Genomic DNA, 18,260 nt, shown 5'->3' on the forward strand with positions numbered 1-18,260 from the left:
GCACAGGTGGTGAGTCAGGACTTCAGTCGGGAAAAACGTCTTCTGACACCCCGACACTTCAAAGCGGTCTTTGACTCTCCATCCGGCAAGGTGCCAGGCAAGAGTCTCTTGCTCCTTGCCCGCGAGAACGGCCTGGATCATCCCCGCCTGGGGCTCGTGATCGGGAAAAAGAGCGTCAAGCTCTCCGTTCAACGCAACCGCTTGAAGCGTTTGATGCGCGATTCGTTTCGTCTCCACCAGCATTTGCTGGCCGGTTGGGACATCGTGATCGTCGCGCGCAAAGGCCTGGGCGACGTAGAAAACCCAGAATTGCACCAACATTTTGGCAAGCTCTGGAAGCGCCTTGCACGCAGTCGGCCCGCTCCAGTGGTTAACAGCGAATCTGCAGGGGTAGACCGTCCAGATGCGTAAACTGGTACTCGTTCCGATCCAGTTTTACCGTTACGCCATTAGCCCTCTGATGGCCAGCCACTGTCGTTTCTATCCGACCTGTTCCACCTATGCGATTGAAGCCATCGAAACACATGGCGCATTGCGCGGTGGATGGTTGACCGCTCGTCGTCTCGGGCGTTGTCATCCGTGGAATGCCGGCGGTTATGACCCGGTTCCGCCTGCTCCCACTTCCCGTACTTCTTCTTCGATAGCCGAGTAATCATGGATATTAAACGCACGATCCTGATCGCCGCCCTGGCAATCGTGTCCTATGTCATGGTCCTCAAGTGGAACCAGGACTACGGCCAGGCTGCCCTGCCGACTCAGAATACTGCTGCCAGCACCGTCGCGCCGGGCTTGCCCGATACCCCGACCGTTGGCACATCCGGCGCCAGCGCCGATGTTCCGAGCGCCACTGCTGAAACCACCCCTGCAGAAATTGCACCGGTTGCCGTCAGCACAGACCTGATTAGGGTCAAGACCGATGTCCTCGACCTGGCTATCAACCCCAACGGCGGTGATATCGCGCAGCTGACCCTGCCGAAATATCCACGTCGCCAGGACCATCCGGAAATTCCGTTCCAGCTGTTCGATAACGGCGGCGAGCGCGTTTACCTGGCCCAGAGCGGCCTGACCGGTGCCAACGGCCCCGATGCACGTGCCGCTGGTCGCCCGCTGTATTCCGCCGAGCAGAAAAGTTATCAACTGGCCGATGGCCAGAACCAACTGGTCGTCGACCTCAAGTTCAGCGACGCGGGTGTGAACTACATCAAGCGTTTCACCCTGAACCGTGGTGAATATGACCTGAAAGTCACTCACCTGATCGACAACCAGAGCGGCAAGCCGTGGACAGGCAACCTGTTTGCACAGCTCAAGCGCGATGCCAGCTCCGATCCGTCGTCGAGCACCGCCACCGGTACCGCCACTTATCTGGGCGCCGCCCTGTGGACAAGTGCCGAGCCGTACAAGAAAGTGTCGATGAAGGACATCGACAAAGGTAGTTTGAAAGAAAATGTTACCGGCGGCTGGGTTGCCTGGTTGCAGCACTACTTCGTGACCGCCTGGATTCCCAACAAGTCGGACAACAACGTTGTTCAGACACGCAAGGACAGCCAGGGCAACTACATCATCGGGTTCACCGGTCCGGAGCTGAACGTGGCTGCCGGCGCCCAGGGCGAAACCAGCACGCTGCTGTACGCCGGTCCCAAGAGCCAGGAAAAACTCAAGGCGCTGTCCCCGGGCCTGGAGCTGACCGTCGACTACGGCATCCTGTGGTTCATTGCCCAGCCGATCTTCTGGCTGCTGCAACATATCCATGAGCTGCTCGGCAACTGGGGCTGGTCAATCATCGTCCTGACCATGCTGATCAAGCTGCTGTTCTTCCCGCTGTCCGCTGCCAGCTACAAGTCGATGGCGCGCATGCGTGCCGTGGCACCTAAACTGGCCGCGCTGAAAGAGCAACATGGCGATGACCGGCAGAAGATGTCGCAGGCCATGATGGAGCTGTACAAGAAAGAGAAGATCAACCCGCTGGGCGGCTGCCTGCCGATCCTGGTGCAGATGCCAGTCTTCCTTTCGCTCTACTGGGTATTGCTGGAAAGCGTTGAAATGCGCCAGGCCCCGTGGATGTTCTGGATTACCGACCTGTCGATCAAGGATCCGTTCTTCATCCTGCCGATCATCATGGGCGCGACCATGTTCATCCAGCAGCGCCTGAACCCGACGCCGCCGGATCCGATGCAGGCCAAGGTGATGAAGCTGATGCCGATCATCTTCACCTTCTTCTTCCTGTGGTTCCCGGCAGGTCTGGTGCTGTACTGGGTTGTGAACAACTGCCTGTCGATCGCACAGCAGTGGTACATCACCCGCAAGATCGAAGCGGCGAGCAACAAAGCCACCGCTTGACGGGTTAGCCAGCTAACCTGTGGATAAAACGCCCCCTCGTGGGGCGTTTTGCTATCTGTCGTTTTTGTCTGAGGCCTTCGCTGATGAATGCTCGTCGTGAAACCATCACTGCAATTGCCACTGCCCAGGGTCGTGGCGGTGTAGGAATCGTGCGTATTTCCGGACCGCTGGCCAGCAAGGCCGGGTTGGCCATCACCGGCCGTGAGCTCACCCCGCGGTATGCCCATTACGGCCCGTTCAAGGGCGACGATGGCCTGGTACTGGATGAAGGCATTGCCCTGTATTTTCCCGGGCCCAACTCCTTTACCGGTGAAGATGTACTGGAGCTGCAGGGCCACGGCGGCCCGGTTGTGCTCGACATGCTGCTGCAGCGCTGCGTGGAACTGGGTTGCCGCCTGGCGCGCCCGGGCGAATTCAGCGAGCGCGCCTTTCTCAACGACAAGCTCGACCTGGCGCAGGCCGAAGCCATCGCCGACCTGATCGAGGCCAGTTCTGCACAGGCGGCGCGTAATGCGCTGCGCTCGTTGCAGGGCGAATTCTCCCGCCGTGTGGATAACCTCACCGAAAAACTGATCAGCCTGCGTATCTACGTCGAGGCGGCAATCGACTTTCCCGAAGAGGAAATCGATTTTCTTGCCGATGGCCACGTCCTGCGCATGCTCGAGGAGGTGCGCGAAAGTTTATCCACAGTGCAGCGCGAGGCGGGGCAGGGTGCGCTGTTGCGCGACGGCATGACGGTGGTGATCGCCGGGCGGCCGAATGCCGGCAAGTCCAGCCTGCTCAACGCACTGGCCGGGCGCGAGGCGGCCATCGTGACGGACATCGCCGGTACTACCCGGGATGTGCTGCGCGAACATATCCACATCGACGGCATGCCGTTGCACGTGGTGGACACCGCCGGCCTGCGCGATACCGAAGACCATGTGGAAAAGATTGGGGTGGAACGTGCCCTCAAGGCCATTGGCGAGGCCGATCGGGTGCTATTGGTGGTGGATGCCACGGCACCTGAAGCCGATGATCCGTTCGCATTGTGGCCTGAATTCCTTGAACAGCGCCCCGACCCGGCCAAGGTCACGCTGATTCGCAACAAGGCCGACCTCAGTGGCGACCCCGTGGGCCTGCAGTTGTCCGACGATGGCCACGTCACCATCACCCTCAGTGCCAAGGGCGCCGACCAGGGCCTGGAACTGCTGCGCGATCACCTCAAGGCCTGCATGGGCTACGAACAGACCGCCGAAAGCGGCTTCAGTGCCCGCCGTCGCCACCTGGACGCCCTGCGCCAGGCCAGTTCGCACCTGGACCACGGTCATGCGCAATTGACCCTGGCGGGCGCTGGAGAGCTGCTGGCCGAAGACCTGCGCCAGGCCCAGCAGTCCCTGGGCGAAATTACCGGCGCCTTCAGCTCCGATGACCTGCTGGGGCGCATCTTCTCCAGCTTCTGCATCGGCAAGTAGTCCGTTTATCCACAACGGGGCCGATCCAGGGCCTCGTTGTCGGCTGTCATCCCCTCGGTTTTTTATCCCCTGTCGAGAATTCCGGAACGCTCCGGGGCTTTCGCGTGCCTGTCTTACTCACAAACCGCAGAATAAGCCCTGTGGAAAACCCCGCCTCAGCTCGGTTGATAACCCGGCCTCAAGGCTGGAGATAACTCCCCCTGTTGATAAGTGGGTGTTTCATCCACAGGCTTAAGGCGCTTATCCAGACCCCTCATGGCCACTAGACCACAGCCTTTTGAACCTCTGTACATAAGGTGGAATAAGGGCTGTAGAGGTTTATCCACAGAAAGCTGCCTCACTAAGAATAAACATAAAAACAAAGCTTTAATAAATTTCTCTCTCTTTATTTCTATTGTCAGCCACTCATCCACAGGCTGGTTAAATTTTGTTCAAGCGGTTCCTAGAAGGGGGGTAAGTCCCTATACTTGTGCGTTATTCCTATCTATTCCCGAAACAGGCACGAGGTGCGTGGTGGATTTCCCTTCCCGTTTTGAAGTGATCGTCATCGGCGGCGGCCATGCCGGAACCGAGGCTGCGCTTGCGTCTGCACGCATGGGTGTGAAAACCCTGCTGCTGACCCACAACGTGGAAACCCTCGGGCACATGAGCTGCAACCCGGCCATTGGCGGTATTGGCAAGAGCCATCTGGTCAAGGAGATCGATGCGCTGGGCGGTGTCATGGCCCTGGCTACCGACAAGAGCGGTATCCAATTCCGCGTTTTGAACAACCGCAAAGGCCCGGCGGTGCGTGCAACCCGCGCCCAGGCCGACCGCGCCATCTACAAGGCCGTGGTACGCGAGATTCTCGAAAACCAGCCCAACCTGTGGATATTCCAGCAGGCCTGTGACGACCTGATCGTCGAGCAGGACCAGGTACGCGGCGTCGTCACGCAGATGGGTCTGCGTTTCCATGCCGATTCTGTGGTGCTGACCACGGGTACCTTCCTCAGCGGACTTATCCACATAGGTCTGCAGAATTATTCCGGTGGGCGTGCCGGCGATCCGCCGGCCATCGCTCTGGCGCACCGCATGCGTGAGCTGTCGCTGCGCATGGGTCGCCTGAAAACCGGCACGCCGCCGCGTATCGACGGGCGTTCGGTAGATTTCTCGGTGATGACCGAACAGGCCGGTGACACCCCGATACCGGTGATGTCGTTCATGGGCGACAAGGCCATGCACCCGCGTCAGGTCAGTTGCTGGATTACCCACACCAACGAACGCACTCACGAGATCATTGCTTCCAACCTCGATCGTTCGCCGATGTACTCCGGCGTGATCGAGGGCATCGGCCCGCGTTACTGCCCGTCGATCGAAGACAAGATCCACCGGTTTGCCGACAAGCAGAGCCACCAGGTATTCATCGAGCCAGAAGGGCTCAATACCCACGAGCTTTACCCGAACGGGATATCCACATCCCTGCCGTTCGACGTGCAGCTGCAGTTGGTGCGTTCGATCCGCGGCATGGAAAACGCGCACATCGTGCGCCCGGGCTATGCCATCGAATACGACTACTTCGACCCGCGTGACCTGAAGTACAGCCTGGAAACCAAGGCCATCGGCGGGTTGTTCTTTGCCGGCCAGATCAACGGCACCACCGGTTACGAAGAGGCCGGTGCGCAGGGGCTGCTGGCCGGTGCCAACGCCGCGCTGCGTGCACAGGGCCGCGAAAGCTGGTGCCCGCGCCGCGACGAGGCGTACATCGGGGTGCTGGTCGACGACCTGATCACCCTGGGTACCCAGGAGCCGTACCGCATGTTCACCTCGCGGGCCGAGTACCGCCTGATTCTGCGTGAAGACAACGCCGACCTGCGTCTGACCGAAAAAGGCCGTGAACTGGGCCTGGTCGACGATGCACGCTGGGCCGCGTTCAGCGCCAAGCGCGAAAGCATCGAGCGCGAGGAGCAACGCCTGAAGTCCACCTGGGTTCAGCCCAATACCGCGATGGGCCAGGCGATTGTGGATAAGTTCGGCACGCCGCTCAGCCATGAATACAACCTGCTCAACCTGCTGACCCGCCCGGAAATCGACTATGCCGGGTTGGTGGAAGTGACCGGCGGTGGAGAAATCGACCCTCAGGTGGCCGAGCAGGTCGAGATCAAGACCAAATACGCCGGTTACATCGACCGGCAACAGGAAGAAATCGCTCGCCTGCGGGCAAGCGAAGACACCCGCCTGCCCGAGGATATCGACTACGCTGGTATTTCCGGGTTGTCCAAGGAGATTCAGGGTAAGCTCAGCCAGGCCCGCCCAGAGACACTCGGCCAGGCCTCGCGCGTTCCCGGCGTGACCCCGGCGGCTATTTCCCTGTTGCTGATTCACCTGAAAAAACGCGGCGCAGGCCGCGAGTTGGAGCAAAGCGCTTGAGTTCTATGGTCACCCCTCAACACGCCCAGGAGTTGTCCACAGGTGCCCGCCAGCTTGGTGTCGAGCTGAGCGAGGCCCAGCACGCGCAACTGCTGGCTTATCTGGCGCTGCTGATCAAGTGGAACAAGGCTTACAACCTGACTGCAGTGCGCAATCCCGACGAAATGGTATCCCGCCACCTGCTGGACAGCCTGAGCGTCATGCCGTTTATCCACAGCGACACCGAGCGCTGGCTCGACGTCGGTAGCGGCGGCGGCATGCCGGGCATTCCCCTGGCTATCCTGCATCCGCACAAGCAGGTCACGGTGCTGGACAGCAACGGCAAGAAAACCCGCTTCCTCACCCAGGTGAAACTGGAGCTGAAGCTGGATAACCTGCAAGTTATCCACAGCCGGGTCGAGGCGTTCCAGCCGGAACAGCCTTTCTCCGGAATTGTTTCTCGTGCTTTCAGCAGCATGGAGAACTTCACCAATTGGACGCGCCACCTTGGCGACGCCCAGACGCAGTGGCTGGCAATGAAAGGGCTGCATCCGGCTGATGAGCTGGTAGCATTGCCGGCAGATTTCAAAGTGGATAGCGAGCAGGCCTTGACCGTTCCGGGTTGCCAAGGCCAGCGCCATCTGCTGATACTGCGCCGCACGGCATGACTGGGAACACAAGCAAGAATGGCTAAGGTATTCGCGATCGCGAACCAGAAAGGTGGTGTGGGCAAGACCACCACCTGCATCAATCTCGCTGCATCGCTGGTGGCTACCAAGCGCCGCGTGCTGCTGATTGACCTCGATCCACAGGGCAACGCCACCATGGGTAGCGGTGTGGATAAACACGTCCTTGAACATTCGGTCTATGACCTGCTGATCGGCGAGTGCGACCTGGCTCAAGCCATGCACGTGTCCGAACACGGTGGTTATCAACTGCTGCCGGCCAACCGCGACCTCACTGCGGCCGAAGTGGTTCTGCTCGAAATGCAGATGAAGGAGAGCCGGCTGCGCACAGCGCTGGCGCCGATCCGCGAGAGTTACGACTACATCCTGATCGACTGCCCGCCGTCGCTGTCGATGCTGACGCTCAATGCCCTGGTGGCCGCCGATGGCGTGATCATTCCGATGCAATGTGAATACTTTGCCCTGGAAGGCTTGAGCGACCTTGTGGATAACATCAAGCGCATCGCTGCCAAGCTCAATCCGCAGCTCAAGATCGAAGGCCTGTTGCGCACCATGTACGACCCGCGCCTGAGCCTGATCAACGACGTGTCCGCGCAGCTCAAGGAACACTTCGGCGAGCAGCTCTACGATACGGTGATCCCGCGCAACATCCGCCTGGCCGAGGCCCCGAGCTTCGGTATGCCGGCCCTGGCCTACGACAAGCAGTCCCGTGGCGCCCTGGCCTATCTGGCCCTGGCCGGTGAACTGGTACGCCGTCAACGCCGTCAAACCCGCACTGCCGCACAGGCAACTTAAGGAATCCGCATGGCCGTTAAGAAACGAGGTCTCGGACGTGGGTTGGATGCACTGCTCAGTGGTCCTACCGTCAGCGCGCTCGAAGAGCAGGCTGTCAAGGTCGACCAGAAAGAACTGCAACACCTGCCGCTGGACCTGATCCAGCGCGGTAAATACCAGCCCCGTCGGGACATGGACCCGCAGGCCCTTGAAGAACTGGCGCATTCGATCAAGAGCCAGGGCGTGATGCAGCCGATCGTGGTCCGCCCGATCGGTGACGACCGCTTCGAGATCATCGCCGGCGAACGCCGCTGGCGCGCCAGCCAGCAGGCCGGCATGGAGACCATCCCGGCGATGGTGCGCGATGTGCCGGATGAAACCGCCATCGCCATGGCGCTGATCGAGAACATCCAGCGCGAAGACCTCAACCCGGTGGAAGAGGCCATCGCGCTGCAGCGCCTGCAGCAGGAGTTCCAGCTGACCCAGCAACAGGTCGCGGATGCTGTGGGCAAGTCGCGGGTGACCGTGGCCAACCTGCTGCGCCTGATCTCGCTGCCGGAAGTCATCAAGACCATGCTGTCCCACGGCGACCTGGAGATGGGGCATGCCCGAGCGCTGCTCGGTTTGCCTGAAGAACAGCAGGTCGACGGGGCGCGACACGTTGTCGCACGAGGCCTGACCGTACGCCAGACCGAAGCCCTGGTTCGCCAGTGGCTCAGCGGCAAGCCCGAGCCGGTGGAACCGGCCAAGCCCGATCCGGACATCACCCGCCTTGAACAGCGTCTGGCAGAGCGGCTGGGCTCGGCGGTACAGATCCGTCACGGCAACAAGGGCAAAGGCCAGTTGGTGATCCGTTACAACTCCCTGGACGAGTTGCAGGGCGTGCTTGCTCACATCCGCTGAAACAATTCGCTTTGTAGCGCGCAGTCGGAAATCACTACCCAGCAGTTGAATAGGGGTCCAAGCGCCCCTATACTCTGCGCGCATTTTGTCGGCACAAATTATGCCAAGTCATTACTGACTGGTTGGTCGACTTTCGAGGAGCAGTTGTGATGGAGACCCGCACGCCAAACCGCTTGCCTTTCCATCGCTGGGCGGTTTTTCCGGTACTGTTCGCTCAATTTGTCGTGTTGCTGCTGGCATCGTTGGGGGTGTGGCAGTGGCATGGGGTGGTCAGCGGCTATTCGGCACTCTGCGGAGGACTGATCGCCTGGCTGCCGAATATGTACTTTGCCTACAAGGCGTTCCGTTACACCGGCGCCAGGGCAGCGCAGGCCATCGTCAAGTCGTTCTACGCTGGCGAGGCAGGCAAATTGATTTTGACGGCAGTGCTGTTCGCATTGACGTTCGCAGGAGTGAAGCCATTGGCGCCATTAGCAGTATTCGGCGTCTTCTTGCTGACCCAGTTGGTCAGCTGGTTCGCGCCCCTGCTGATAAAAACGAGACTTTCGAGACCTTAGGGCGTTTGAGGCAAACATGGCAGCAGAAACCGCTTCGGGCTATATCCAGCACCACTTGCAGAACTTGACCTTCGGGCAATTACCAGACGGCGGTTGGGGCTTTGCCCATTCCGCAGCAGAAGCCAAGGCAATGGGCTTCTGGGCGTTCCACGTGGACACCCTGGGTTGGTCCGTTGCGCTGGGTCTGATCTTCATCCTCCTGTTCCGCATGGCGGCGAAAAAAGCGACTTCCGGTCAACCCGGCGGCCTGCAGAACTTCGTCGAGGTGATGGTCGAATTCGTCAACGGCAGCGTCAAGGATTCGTTCCACGGCCGCAGCCCGGTCATCGCACCGCTGGCCCTGACCATCTTCGTGTGGGTATTCCTGATGAACGCCGTCGACCTGATCCCGGTCGACTGGATCCCGCAACTGGCGATGCTGATCTCCGGTGATCCGCACATCCCGTTCCGTGCCGTATCCACCACCGACCCGAACGCCACCATCGCGATGGCCTTCTGCGTGTTCGCGCTGATCATCTTCTACAGCATCAAGGTCAAGGGCATCGGCGGCTTCATCGGCGAGCTGACCCTGCACCCGTTCGGCAGCAAGAACATCTTCGTCCAGATCCTGCTGATTCCGGTCAACTTCCTGCTGGAATTCGTGACCCTGATCGCCAAGCCGATCTCGCTGGCCCTGCGTCTGTTCGGCAACATGTATGCCGGCGAGCTGGTGTTCATCCTGATCGCCGTGATGTTCGGTGCCGGTCTGCTGTGGCTGAGCGGCCTGGGCGTGGTGCTGCAATGGGCGTGGGCTGTGTTCCACATCCTGATCATCACCCTGCAAGCGTTCATCTTCATGATGCTTACCATCGTCTACCTGTCGATGGCTCACGAAGATAACCATTAAGACCGCCTGGCGTGTCTGAGGCCTCTCCGCCGGGGTGGGGGGAGGCCGAAAAAGTCCGCAAGGGCAGCTGTACCAAACGATTTTGTTTTACCGCTTCAAACTAAAAAACCTAACCAATACGACGTAAAAGTCGGGAGGAAAGATGGAAACTGTAGTTGGTCTTACCGCTATCGCTGTTGCTCTGCTGATCGGCCTGGGTGCCCTGGGTACCGCCATTGGTTTCGGCCTGCTGGGCGGCAAGTTCCTGGAAGGCGCTGCTCGCCAGCCAGAAATGGTTCCGATGCTGCAAGTCAAAATGTTCATCGTCGCCGGTCTGCTCGACGCCGTGACCATGATCGGTGTTGGTATCGCTCTGTTCTTCACCTTCGCTAATCCCTTCGTTGGTCAAATCGCTGGCTAATCACTCGAATTTTCGAGTGGATTGGTGTGATGGACTTAGAACGAGCGAGGTGTTGGCGTGAACATTAATGCAACCCTGATTGGCCAGTCCGTTGCGTTCTTCATTTTTGTACTGTTTTGCATGAAGTTCGTGTGGCCTCCGGTCATCGCGGCTTTGCAAGAACGTCAGAAGAAGATCGCGGAAGGACTGGACGCTGCCAACCGAGCAGCTCGCGACCTGGAGCTGGCCCAAGATAAAGCGGGTCAGCAACTGCGCGAAGCTAAAGCTCAGGCAGCCGAAATCATTGAGCAAGCCAAGAAACGCGGTAACCAGATCGTCGAGGAAGCCCGTGACCAGGCTCGCGTCGAAGCTGACCGTGTGAAGGCCCAGGCTCAAGCCGAGATCGAACAGGAACTGAACGGTGTCAAAGACGCGCTGCGCGCCCAAGTGGGTAGCCTGGCCGTCAACGGTGCTGAAAAGATCCTTGGCGCCACAATCGATCAAAACGCGCATGCGGAGCTGGTTAATAAACTGGCCGCTGAAATTTAAGCGAGGGCGATCATGGCAGAACTGACCACGTTGGCCCGACCTTACGCTAAGGCGGCCTTTGAGCACGCCCAGGCCCATCAGCAACTGGCCAATTGGTCAGCCATGCTCGGCCTGGCTGCTGCAGTGTCTCAAGACGACACAATGCAGCGCCTGCTCAAGGCCCCGCGACTGACGAGCGCAGAAAAGGCCGCCGCGTTTATTGACGTGTGCGGTGACAAGTTCGATGCACAGGCACAGAATTTCATTCATGTTGCCGCGGAAAACGAACGTCTCCTGCTGTTGCCGGAGATTTCGGCTCTGTTCGATCTGTACAAGGCCGAACAAGAGAAATCCGTGGACGTGGAAGTCACCAGTGCTTTTGCGTTGAACCAAGAACAGCAAGACAAACTCGCCAAGGTTCTCAGTGCACGACTCAGCCGGGAAGTGCGCCTGCACGCGACGGAGGATGCCAGCCTGATCGGTGGTGTCGTAATCCGCGCCGGCGACCTGGTTATCGATGGTTCAGTACGCGGCAAAATCGCGAAACTGGCCGAAGCATTGAAATCTTGAGTTTGAAGGGGCAGCAGAGCAATGCAGCAACTCAATCCTTCCGAAATTAGTGAAATCATCAAGGGCCGCATCGAGAAACTCGATGTAGCCTCCCAAGCCCGCAACGAAGGTACTGTCGTCAGCGTTTCTGACGGTATCGTGCGGATTCACGGTCTGGCCGACGCTATGTACGGCGAAATGATCGAGTTTCCGGGCGGCGTGTTCGGTATGGCCCTCAACCTGGAGCAAGACTCCGTTGGTGCGGTAGTACTGGGCGCGTACGACACCCTCGCTGAAGGCATGAGCGCCAAGTGCACCGGCCGCATCCTCGAAGTTCCGGTTGGTAAGGAACTGCTGGGTCGCGTCGTCGACGCACTGGGTAACCCAATTGATGGCAAAGGTCCGCTGAACAACACCGAGACCGACGCTGTTGAAAAGGTTGCACCGGGCGTTATCTGGCGTAAATCGGTAGACCAGCCTGTACAGACTGGCTACAAATCGGTTGACGCCATGATCCCTGTCGGCCGTGGCCAGCGTGAGCTGATCATCGGTGACCGTCAGATCGGCAAGACCGCCATGGCCATCGACGCCATCATCAACCAGAAAGACTCCGGTATTTTCTGTGTGTATGTTGCTGTCGGCCAGAAGCGTTCGACCGTTGCCAACATCGTTCGCAAGCTGGAAGAAAACGGCGCCCTGGCCAACACCATCGTGGTGGTTGCCAGTGCTTCGGAATCCGCCGCACTGCAATTCCTGGCGCCATACGCCGGTTGCACCATGGGCGAGTTCTTCCGTGACCGCGGCGAAGACGCACTGATCGTCTACGATGACCTGTCCAAGCAGGCTGTTGCCTACCGTCAGATCTCCCTGCTGCTGCGCCGTCCACCAGGACGCGAAGCATACCCAGGTGACGTGTTCTATCTCCACTCCCGCCTCCTGGAGCGTGCATCGCGCGTTTCCGAAGAGTACGTAGAGAAGTTCACCAACGGTGCCGTAACTGGCAAGACCGGCTCGCTGACCGCACTGCCGATCATCGAAACCCAGGCTGGCGACGTTTCCGCGTTCGTTCCGACCAACGTGATCTCGATCACCGACGGTCAGATCTTCCTGGAATCGGCCATGTTCAACTCGGGCATCCGCCCTGCAGTGAACGCCGGTGTTTCGGTATCCCGTGTAGGTGGTGCCGCTCAGACCAAGATCATCAAGAAGCTCTCCGGTGGTATCCGTACCGCTCTGGCTCAGTACCGTGAACTGGCGGCATTCGCCCAGTTCGCTTCTGACCTGGACGAAGCCACCCGCAAGCAACTCGAGCACGGTCAACGTGTTACCGAGCTGATGAAGCAGAAGCAATACGCTCCAATGTCCATCGCGGACATGGCGCTGTCGCTGTATGCCGCTGAGCGTGGGTTCCTGACCGACGTCGAAATCACCAAGATCGGCAGCTTCGAACAAGCGCTGATCGCTTTCTTCAACCGTGATCACGCCGAACTGATGGCGAAGATCAACGTGAAGGGTGACTTCAACGACGAAATCGACGCTGGCATCAAAGCCGGTATCGAGAAGTTCAAGGCCACCCAAACCTGGTAAGCCGCAGCGGGGGCTTTGCAGCCCCCGCTTGCTAACCTGATAGGTGTTACATGGCAGGCGCAAAAGAGATTCGCAGTAAGATTGCGAGCATCAAAAGCACGCAAAAAATTACCAGCGCCATGGAAAAAGTGGCGGTCAGCAAGATGCGCAAGGCTCAAATGCGCATGGCTGCTAGCCGTCCCTATGCGGAGCGTATCCGCCAGGTGATTGGTCATCTGGCCAACGCCAACCCGGAATACCGCCACCCCTTCATGATCGAACGCCCTGTCAAGCGCGCCGGTTATGTGGTTGTGAGCAGTGACCGTGGTCTGTGCGGTGGCTTGAACACCAACCTGTTCAAGGCCCTGGTCAAGGACATGGCAGCCAACCGCGAGCAAGGGGTCGAAATCGACCTGTGCGTGGTGGGCAGCAAAGGTGCGGCGTTTTTCCGCAGCTACGGCGGTAACGTCGTTGCAGCGATCAGCCACCTGGGCGAAGAGCCGTCGATCAATGATCTGATCGGCAGCGTCAAGGTCATGCTGGACGCTTACCTGGATGATCGTATCGATCGTCTGTCCGTGGTATCGAACAAGTTCATCAATACCATGACGCAAGCCCCAACGGTCGAGCAGTTGATTCCGTTGGTTGCAACCCCGGATCAAGAACTCAAGCACCACTGGGACTACCTCTACGAACCTGACGCCAAGGAGCTGCTGGACGGCCTGATGGTGCGTTACGTGGAGTCGCAGGTCTACCAGGCGGTGGTCGAGAACAACGCGGCCGAACAAGCTGCGCGGATGATCGCAATGAAGAACGCCACCGACAACGCCGGCGACCTGATCAGCGAATTGCAGCTGATCTACAACAAGGCGCGTCAGGCTGCGATCACCCAAGAGATCTCGGAAATCGTCGGCGGCGCTGCCGCGGTTTAACGGTTCAAATATTCAGAGGATCCAGCTATGAGTAGCGGACGTATCGTTCAAATCATCGGCGCCGTCATCGACGTGGAATTCCCACGTGACAGCGTGCCGAGCGTGTACAACGCACTGAAAGTACAAGGCGCGGAAACCACCCTGGAAGTTCAGCAGCAGCTGGGCGACGGCGTGGTCCGTACCATTGCGATGGGCTCGACCGAAGGCTTGAAGCGCGGTCTGGACGTCGTCGACAGCGGCGCAGCCATCTCCGTACCGGTCGGTAAAGCGACCCTGGGCCGGATCATGGACGTGCTGGGCAACCCGATCGACGAAGCTGGTCCGATCGGTGAAGAAGAGCGCTGGGGCATTCACCGCGAAGCGCCTTCGTTCGCTGACCAGGCAGGCGGCAACGACCTGCTGGAAACCGGCATCAAGGTTATCGACCTGGTCTGCCCGTTTGCCAAAGGCGGTAAAGTTGGTCTGTTCGGTGGTGCCGGTGTAGGCAAGACCGTAAACATGATGGAACTGATCCGTAACATCGCCATCGAGCACAGCGGTTATTCCGTGTTCGCCGGTGTGGGTGAGCGTACTCGTGAGGGTAACGACTTCTACCACGAGATGAAGGACTCCAACGTTCTCGACAAGGTAGCGCTGGTCTACGGTCAGATGAACGAGCCACCAGGAAACCGTCTGCGCGTAGCGCTGACCGGCCTGACCATGGCCGAGAAGTTCCGTGACGAAGGTAACGACGTTCTGCTGTTCGTCGACAACATCTATCGTTACACCCTGGCCGGTACCGAAGTATCCGCACTGCTGGGCCGTATGCCTTCGGCGGTAGGTTACCAGCCGACCCTGGCTGAAGAGATGGGCGTTCTGCAAGAACGTATCACTTCGACCAAGGAAGGTTCGATCACCTCGATCCAGGCCGTATACGTACCTGCGGACGACCTGACCGACCCGTCGCCAGCCACCACCTTCGCCCACTTGGACGCCACCGTCGTACTGTCCCGTGACATCGCCTCCCTGGGTATCTACCCAGCGGTCGATCCACTGGACTCGACTTCGCGCCAGCTGGACCCGAACGTGATCGGCAACGAGCACTACGAAACCGCTCGCGGCGTTCAGTACGTGCTGCAGCGCTACAAAGAGCTGAAGGACATCATTGCGATCCTGGGCATGGACGAACTGTCCGAGACCGACAAGCAACTGGTTTCCCGTGCTCGTAAGATCCAGCGCTTCCTGTCCCAGCCGTTCTTCGTGGCTGAAGTCTTCACCGGTTCTCCAGGCAAATACGTTTCCCTGAAAGACACCATTGCTGGCTTCAAAGGCATCCTCAACGGTGACTACGACCACCTGCCAGAACAAGCGTTCTACATGGTCGGCGGCATCGAAGAAGCAGTCGAGAAAGCCAAGAAACTGTAATCCCGGCGCCCCGCGAGGGGCGCTAATCAGGTTGAGGCAAGCAGATGGCTATGACAGTCCATTGCGATATCGTCAGCGCGGAAGGAGAGATCTTCTCCGGCCTGGTCGAGATGGTGATTGCGCACGGCAACCTGGGTGATCTTGGTATCGCTCCAGGCCACGCCCCGCTGATCACTAATCTGAAGCCTGGTCCGATCACGCTGACCAAGCAGGGTGGCGCCCAAGAGGTGTTCTACATCTCTGGTGGTTTCCTCGAGGTCCAGCCGAACATGGTCAAGGTGCTTGCCGATACCGTGCAACGTGCTGCCGACCTGGACGAAGCTCAGGCCCAGGAAGCCCTCAAGGCTGCCGAGAACGCCCTGAACGCCAAAGGCGCGGAGTTCGACTACGGCGCCGCTGCCGCACGTCTGGCCGAAGCCGCAGCTCAGCTGCGCACCGTCCAGCAGTTGCGCAAGGGAAGGTAATTCGGCCTACAGGCTGATTGCTTTCGCCGCGATTGAGTTAAAGGGTAGCCTCGGCTACCCTTTTTCTTTTTCTGCATATCTCATTTCGGTCATTCATCGACCTCTCCCCGGATTTGGTAGCCAGTCAATGTCTCTCGATATCGTTATTCTCGCGGCAGGCCAGGGCACACGCATGCGCTCGGCCGTGCCCAAGGTACTGCACCCGGTCGCCGGCAACTCGATGCTTGGCCATGTTATCCACAGCGCCCGCCAGCTCGAGCCCCAGGGTATTCACGTGGTGATCGGACATGGTGCCGAGCTGGTTCGCGAGCGACTGGCTGCCGATGACCTGAATTTCGTGTTGCAGGACAAACAGCTGGGCACAGGCCACGCCGTGGCCCAGGCCTTGCCGTCGCTCAGTGCCGACACCGTGCTGATCCTCTACGGCGATGTACCGCTGATCGAGGTGGACACCCTGCAGCGTTTGCTGGCCAGGGTAAACCCGCAGCAACTGGGCCTGCTCACTGTGACCCTGGCCGACCCGACCGGCTACGGCCGTATCGTGCGCGACGACCAGGGTCAGGTGGCTGCCATTGTCGAGCACAAGGATGCCAGCGACGCACAGAAGGCGATCAATGAAGGCAACACCGGCATCCTTGCCGTACCGGGGGCTCGGTTGGCCGAGTGGCTTGGCCGCCTGTCGAACCACAACGCACAGGGTGAGTACTACCTGACCGACGTGATCGCCATGGCAGTGGCCGACGGCCTGGTGGTGGCCACCGAGCAGCCGCTGGACCCGATGGAAGTGCAGGGCGCCAACGACCGTCGTCAGTTGGCCGAACTGGAGCGTCATTATCAATTGCGCGAAGGTCGTCGCCTGATGGCCCAGGGCGTGACCCTGCGTGACCCGGCGCGTTTCGACGTGCGTGGTGAAGTCATCGTGGGGCGTGACGTGCTCATCGACGTCAACGTTATCCTCGAAGGCCGCGTGGTGATCGAGGATGACGTGGTCATCGGCCCGAACTGCGTGATCAAGAACAGCACCCTGCGCAAGGGTGCGGTGGTCAAGGCCAACAGCCACCTCGAAGGTGCCGTGCTGGGCGAGGGCAGCGATGCCGGTCCGTTCGCGCGGCTGCGCCCGGGCAGCGTGCTGGATGCCCGTGCGCATGTGGGTAACTTTGTCGAACTGAAGAACGCCCACCTGGGTGAAGGTGCCAAAGCAGGCCACCTGACTTACCTGGGTGATGCCGAGGTGGGGGCGCGCACCAATATCGGCGCCGGCACCATCACCTGTAACTACGACGGGGCCAACAAATTCCGTACCGTACTGGGCGAGGATGTCTTCATCGGTTCCAACAACTCGCTGGTGGCGCCTGTGGATATCCTCGATGGGGCCACCACCGCTGCGGGGTCCACCATCACCCAGACGGTCGAGGCTGGCCAGTTGGGCGTGGCCCGCGGTCGTCAGCGCAACATCGATGGCTGGAAACGGCCAGAGAAAATCAAGAAGAGCTGAGTTGTCCACAGCTCTGAGAAAGCCGACCGCATTGTGCATAAGTCGGCTTTTTTTTTGCCTGGCATTCGAGTGTGGATAACCTGACCCCAGCAACGCCTTATCTACAGAAAAAATTTCATTGTCTGCTTGACCAAATGAAAGCTTTAGGTTTTGATTGGCGTCATTATCTTTCGAATCGAAACTTAACTTCCCATGTCGAAACGAAACACACCTCAACGCCGCCACAACATCCTGGCCTTGCTGCATGAGCAGGGCGAGGTGACCGTGGATGCACTGGCCAAGCGTTTCGAAACCTCCGAAGTCACCATTCGCAAGGACCTCGCCGCGTTGGAGGCCAACGGCCTGCTGCTGCGCCGCTACGGTGGCGCGGTGACCCTGCCTCAGGAACTGTTCGCCGACCAGGGCCAGCCCATCTCTCTCTACAAACAGGCCATCGCTCGTGCCGCCGTGGCGCGGATTCGCGAGCATGCGCGCATCATCATCGACAGCGGCAGCACCACGGCTTCGATGATCCCCGAACTGGGTCAGCAACCGGGGCTGGTGGTGATGACCAACTCGCTGAACGTGGCCCGTGCCCTGAGCGAACTGGAACACGAACCGGTACTGCTGATGACCGGCGGCACCTGGGACCCGCATTCCGAATCGTTCCAGGGCCAGGTTGCCGAGCAGGTACTACGCTCCTACGATTTCGACCAACTGTTCATTGGTGCCGATGGTATCGACCTGGTGCGCGGCACCACCACCTTCAACGAATTGCTGGGGTTGAGCCGGGTGATGGCCGAGGTGGCCCGCGAAGTGATCGTGATGGTCGAGTCGGACAAGGTCGGGCGCAAGATTCCCAACCTGGAGCTGCCCTGGGCCAGCGTTAATACCCTGATTACCGACGAACGCCTGCCCCAGGAGGCACGCGATCAAATTCAAGCCCGCGGCATCAACCTCATCTGTGCCGCTATCAGCTAGG

The 18,260-nt window shown here is 59.5% G+C and carries 19 protein-coding genes; all 19 read left to right on the forward strand.

The features are described from left to right. Positions 1–6: 6 nt before the first annotated feature. The 19 genes from rnpA (at position 7) to QMX96_RS06920 (ending at position 18,259) form a co-directional block, all read left to right on the forward strand. On the forward strand, positions 7–411 hold the full coding sequence (gene rnpA, locus QMX96_RS06830) for a ribonuclease P protein component (protein ID WP_196933215.1): 405 nt from the start codon (positions 7–9) through the stop codon (positions 409–411). Then, positions 404–652, forward strand: a complete 249-nt coding sequence (yidD, locus tag QMX96_RS06835) for a membrane protein insertion efficiency factor YidD (RefSeq protein ID WP_078481305.1) — start codon at positions 404–406, stop codon at positions 650–652. Before rnpA ends, yidD begins: the two co-directional genes overlap by 8 nt. A gap of 2 nt (positions 653–654) precedes the next feature. Further along, positions 655–2,337: a membrane protein insertase YidC gene (gene yidC, locus QMX96_RS06840; RefSeq protein ID WP_043860674.1), complete on the forward strand. Its 1,683-nt coding sequence runs from the start codon at positions 655–657 to the stop codon at positions 2,335–2,337. A gap of 83 nt (positions 2,338–2,420) precedes the next feature. After that, positions 2,421–3,791: a tRNA uridine-5-carboxymethylaminomethyl(34) synthesis GTPase MnmE gene (mnmE, locus tag QMX96_RS06845; RefSeq protein ID WP_043860673.1), complete on the forward strand. Its 1,371-nt coding sequence runs from the start codon at positions 2,421–2,423 to the stop codon at positions 3,789–3,791. Between the two features lie 513 nt (positions 3,792–4,304). Beyond that, a complete protein-coding gene (gene mnmG, locus QMX96_RS06850) occupies positions 4,305–6,197 on the forward strand; it encodes a tRNA uridine-5-carboxymethylaminomethyl(34) synthesis enzyme MnmG (RefSeq protein WP_054916064.1) in 1,893 nt (630 codons plus the stop codon). Further along, complete coding sequence (rsmG, locus tag QMX96_RS06855; protein ID WP_058541972.1) at positions 6,194–6,844, forward strand: 16S rRNA (guanine(527)-N(7))-methyltransferase RsmG; 651 nt, start codon at positions 6,194–6,196, stop codon at positions 6,842–6,844. Before mnmG ends, rsmG begins: the two co-directional genes overlap by 4 nt. A gap of 18 nt (positions 6,845–6,862) precedes the next feature. After that, positions 6,863–7,657, forward strand: a complete 795-nt coding sequence (locus QMX96_RS06860) for a ParA family protein (protein ID WP_043860671.1) — start codon at positions 6,863–6,865, stop codon at positions 7,655–7,657. A 9-nt stretch (positions 7,658–7,666) separates the two neighbouring features. Further along, positions 7,667–8,539 carry a ParB/RepB/Spo0J family partition protein gene (locus QMX96_RS06865; protein ID WP_043860670.1) on the forward strand — a complete coding sequence of 291 codons (873 nt, stop codon included), beginning with the start codon at positions 7,667–7,669 and terminating at the stop codon, positions 8,537–8,539. Positions 8,540–8,688: 149 nt separating this feature from the next. Next, positions 8,689–9,096 (forward strand): F0F1 ATP synthase subunit I, encoded by a 408-nt coding sequence (locus QMX96_RS06870; protein WP_282361470.1) that lies wholly within the window; start codon positions 8,689–8,691, stop codon positions 9,094–9,096. Between the two features lie 16 nt (positions 9,097–9,112). Continuing rightward, entirely contained in the window at positions 9,113–9,982 is an 870-nt protein-coding gene (gene atpB, locus QMX96_RS06875; protein ID WP_043860668.1) for a F0F1 ATP synthase subunit A, read from the forward strand. 142 nt (positions 9,983–10,124) lie between these two features. Beyond that, positions 10,125–10,382: a F0F1 ATP synthase subunit C gene (atpE, locus tag QMX96_RS06880; protein ID WP_003097235.1), complete on the forward strand. Its 258-nt coding sequence runs from the start codon at positions 10,125–10,127 to the stop codon at positions 10,380–10,382. A gap of 57 nt (positions 10,383–10,439) precedes the next feature. Then, positions 10,440–10,910 carry a F0F1 ATP synthase subunit B gene (locus QMX96_RS06885; RefSeq protein WP_043860667.1) on the forward strand — a complete coding sequence of 157 codons (471 nt, stop codon included), beginning with the start codon at positions 10,440–10,442 and terminating at the stop codon, positions 10,908–10,910. 12 nt (positions 10,911–10,922) lie between these two features. Continuing rightward, on the forward strand, positions 10,923–11,459 hold the full coding sequence (locus tag QMX96_RS06890) for a F0F1 ATP synthase subunit delta (protein ID WP_043860666.1): 537 nt from the start codon (positions 10,923–10,925) through the stop codon (positions 11,457–11,459). A gap of 21 nt (positions 11,460–11,480) precedes the next feature. Beyond that, on the forward strand, positions 11,481–13,025 hold the full coding sequence (gene atpA / locus QMX96_RS06895) for a F0F1 ATP synthase subunit alpha (RefSeq protein ID WP_043860665.1): 1,545 nt from the start codon (positions 11,481–11,483) through the stop codon (positions 13,023–13,025). 50 nt (positions 13,026–13,075) lie between these two features. Continuing rightward, positions 13,076–13,936 carry a F0F1 ATP synthase subunit gamma gene (gene atpG / locus QMX96_RS06900; protein ID WP_282361471.1) on the forward strand — a complete coding sequence of 287 codons (861 nt, stop codon included), beginning with the start codon at positions 13,076–13,078 and terminating at the stop codon, positions 13,934–13,936. A gap of 27 nt (positions 13,937–13,963) precedes the next feature. Continuing rightward, the gene (gene atpD, locus QMX96_RS06905; RefSeq protein ID WP_043860663.1) at positions 13,964–15,340 is read left to right on the forward strand and encodes a F0F1 ATP synthase subunit beta; all 1,377 of its coding nucleotides are present in this window, start codon (positions 13,964–13,966) and stop codon (positions 15,338–15,340) included. Between the two features lie 44 nt (positions 15,341–15,384). Then, positions 15,385–15,804 (forward strand): F0F1 ATP synthase subunit epsilon, encoded by a 420-nt coding sequence (locus QMX96_RS06910; RefSeq protein WP_043860662.1) that lies wholly within the window; start codon positions 15,385–15,387, stop codon positions 15,802–15,804. A 127-nt stretch (positions 15,805–15,931) separates the two neighbouring features. Then, on the forward strand, positions 15,932–17,299 hold the full coding sequence (glmU, locus tag QMX96_RS06915) for a bifunctional UDP-N-acetylglucosamine diphosphorylase/glucosamine-1-phosphate N-acetyltransferase GlmU (RefSeq protein WP_282361472.1): 1,368 nt from the start codon (positions 15,932–15,934) through the stop codon (positions 17,297–17,299). Positions 17,300–17,491: 192 nt separating this feature from the next. Beyond that, entirely contained in the window at positions 17,492–18,259 is a 768-nt protein-coding gene (locus tag QMX96_RS06920) for a DeoR family transcriptional regulator (RefSeq protein WP_282361473.1), read from the forward strand. Position 18,260 lies beyond the last annotated feature (1 nt).

The organism is Pseudomonas sp. PS01300 (assembly GCF_029960155.1).
In the GTDB taxonomy this organism is placed as follows: domain Bacteria; phylum Pseudomonadota; class Gammaproteobacteria; order Pseudomonadales; family Pseudomonadaceae; genus Aquipseudomonas; species Aquipseudomonas palmensis.

Coding starts and splice junctions, on each gene's coding strand:
- yidD (WP_078481305.1), top strand. CDS start 404: ATGCGTAAACTGGTACTCGTTCCGATCCAGTTTTACCGTTACGCCATT.
- yidC (WP_043860674.1), top strand. CDS start 655: ATGGATATTAAACGCACGATCCTGATCGCCGCCCTGGCAATCGTGTCC.
- mnmE (WP_043860673.1), top strand. CDS start 2,421: ATGAATGCTCGTCGTGAAACCATCACTGCAATTGCCACTGCCCAGGGT.
- QMX96_RS06860 (WP_043860671.1), top strand. CDS start 6,863: ATGGCTAAGGTATTCGCGATCGCGAACCAGAAAGGTGGTGTGGGCAAG.
- QMX96_RS06865 (WP_043860670.1), top strand. CDS start 7,667: ATGGCCGTTAAGAAACGAGGTCTCGGACGTGGGTTGGATGCACTGCTC.
- QMX96_RS06870 (WP_282361470.1), top strand. CDS start 8,689: ATGGAGACCCGCACGCCAAACCGCTTGCCTTTCCATCGCTGGGCGGTT.
- atpB (WP_043860668.1), top strand. CDS start 9,113: ATGGCAGCAGAAACCGCTTCGGGCTATATCCAGCACCACTTGCAGAAC.
- atpE (WP_003097235.1), top strand. CDS start 10,125: ATGGAAACTGTAGTTGGTCTTACCGCTATCGCTGTTGCTCTGCTGATC.
- QMX96_RS06890 (WP_043860666.1), top strand. CDS start 10,923: ATGGCAGAACTGACCACGTTGGCCCGACCTTACGCTAAGGCGGCCTTT.
- atpA (WP_043860665.1), top strand. CDS start 11,481: ATGCAGCAACTCAATCCTTCCGAAATTAGTGAAATCATCAAGGGCCGC.
- atpG (WP_282361471.1), top strand. CDS start 13,076: ATGGCAGGCGCAAAAGAGATTCGCAGTAAGATTGCGAGCATCAAAAGC.
- atpD (WP_043860663.1), top strand. CDS start 13,964: ATGAGTAGCGGACGTATCGTTCAAATCATCGGCGCCGTCATCGACGTG.
- QMX96_RS06910 (WP_043860662.1), top strand. CDS start 15,385: ATGGCTATGACAGTCCATTGCGATATCGTCAGCGCGGAAGGAGAGATC.
- glmU (WP_282361472.1), top strand. CDS start 15,932: ATGTCTCTCGATATCGTTATTCTCGCGGCAGGCCAGGGCACACGCATG.
- QMX96_RS06920 (WP_282361473.1), top strand. CDS start 17,492: ATGTCGAAACGAAACACACCTCAACGCCGCCACAACATCCTGGCCTTG.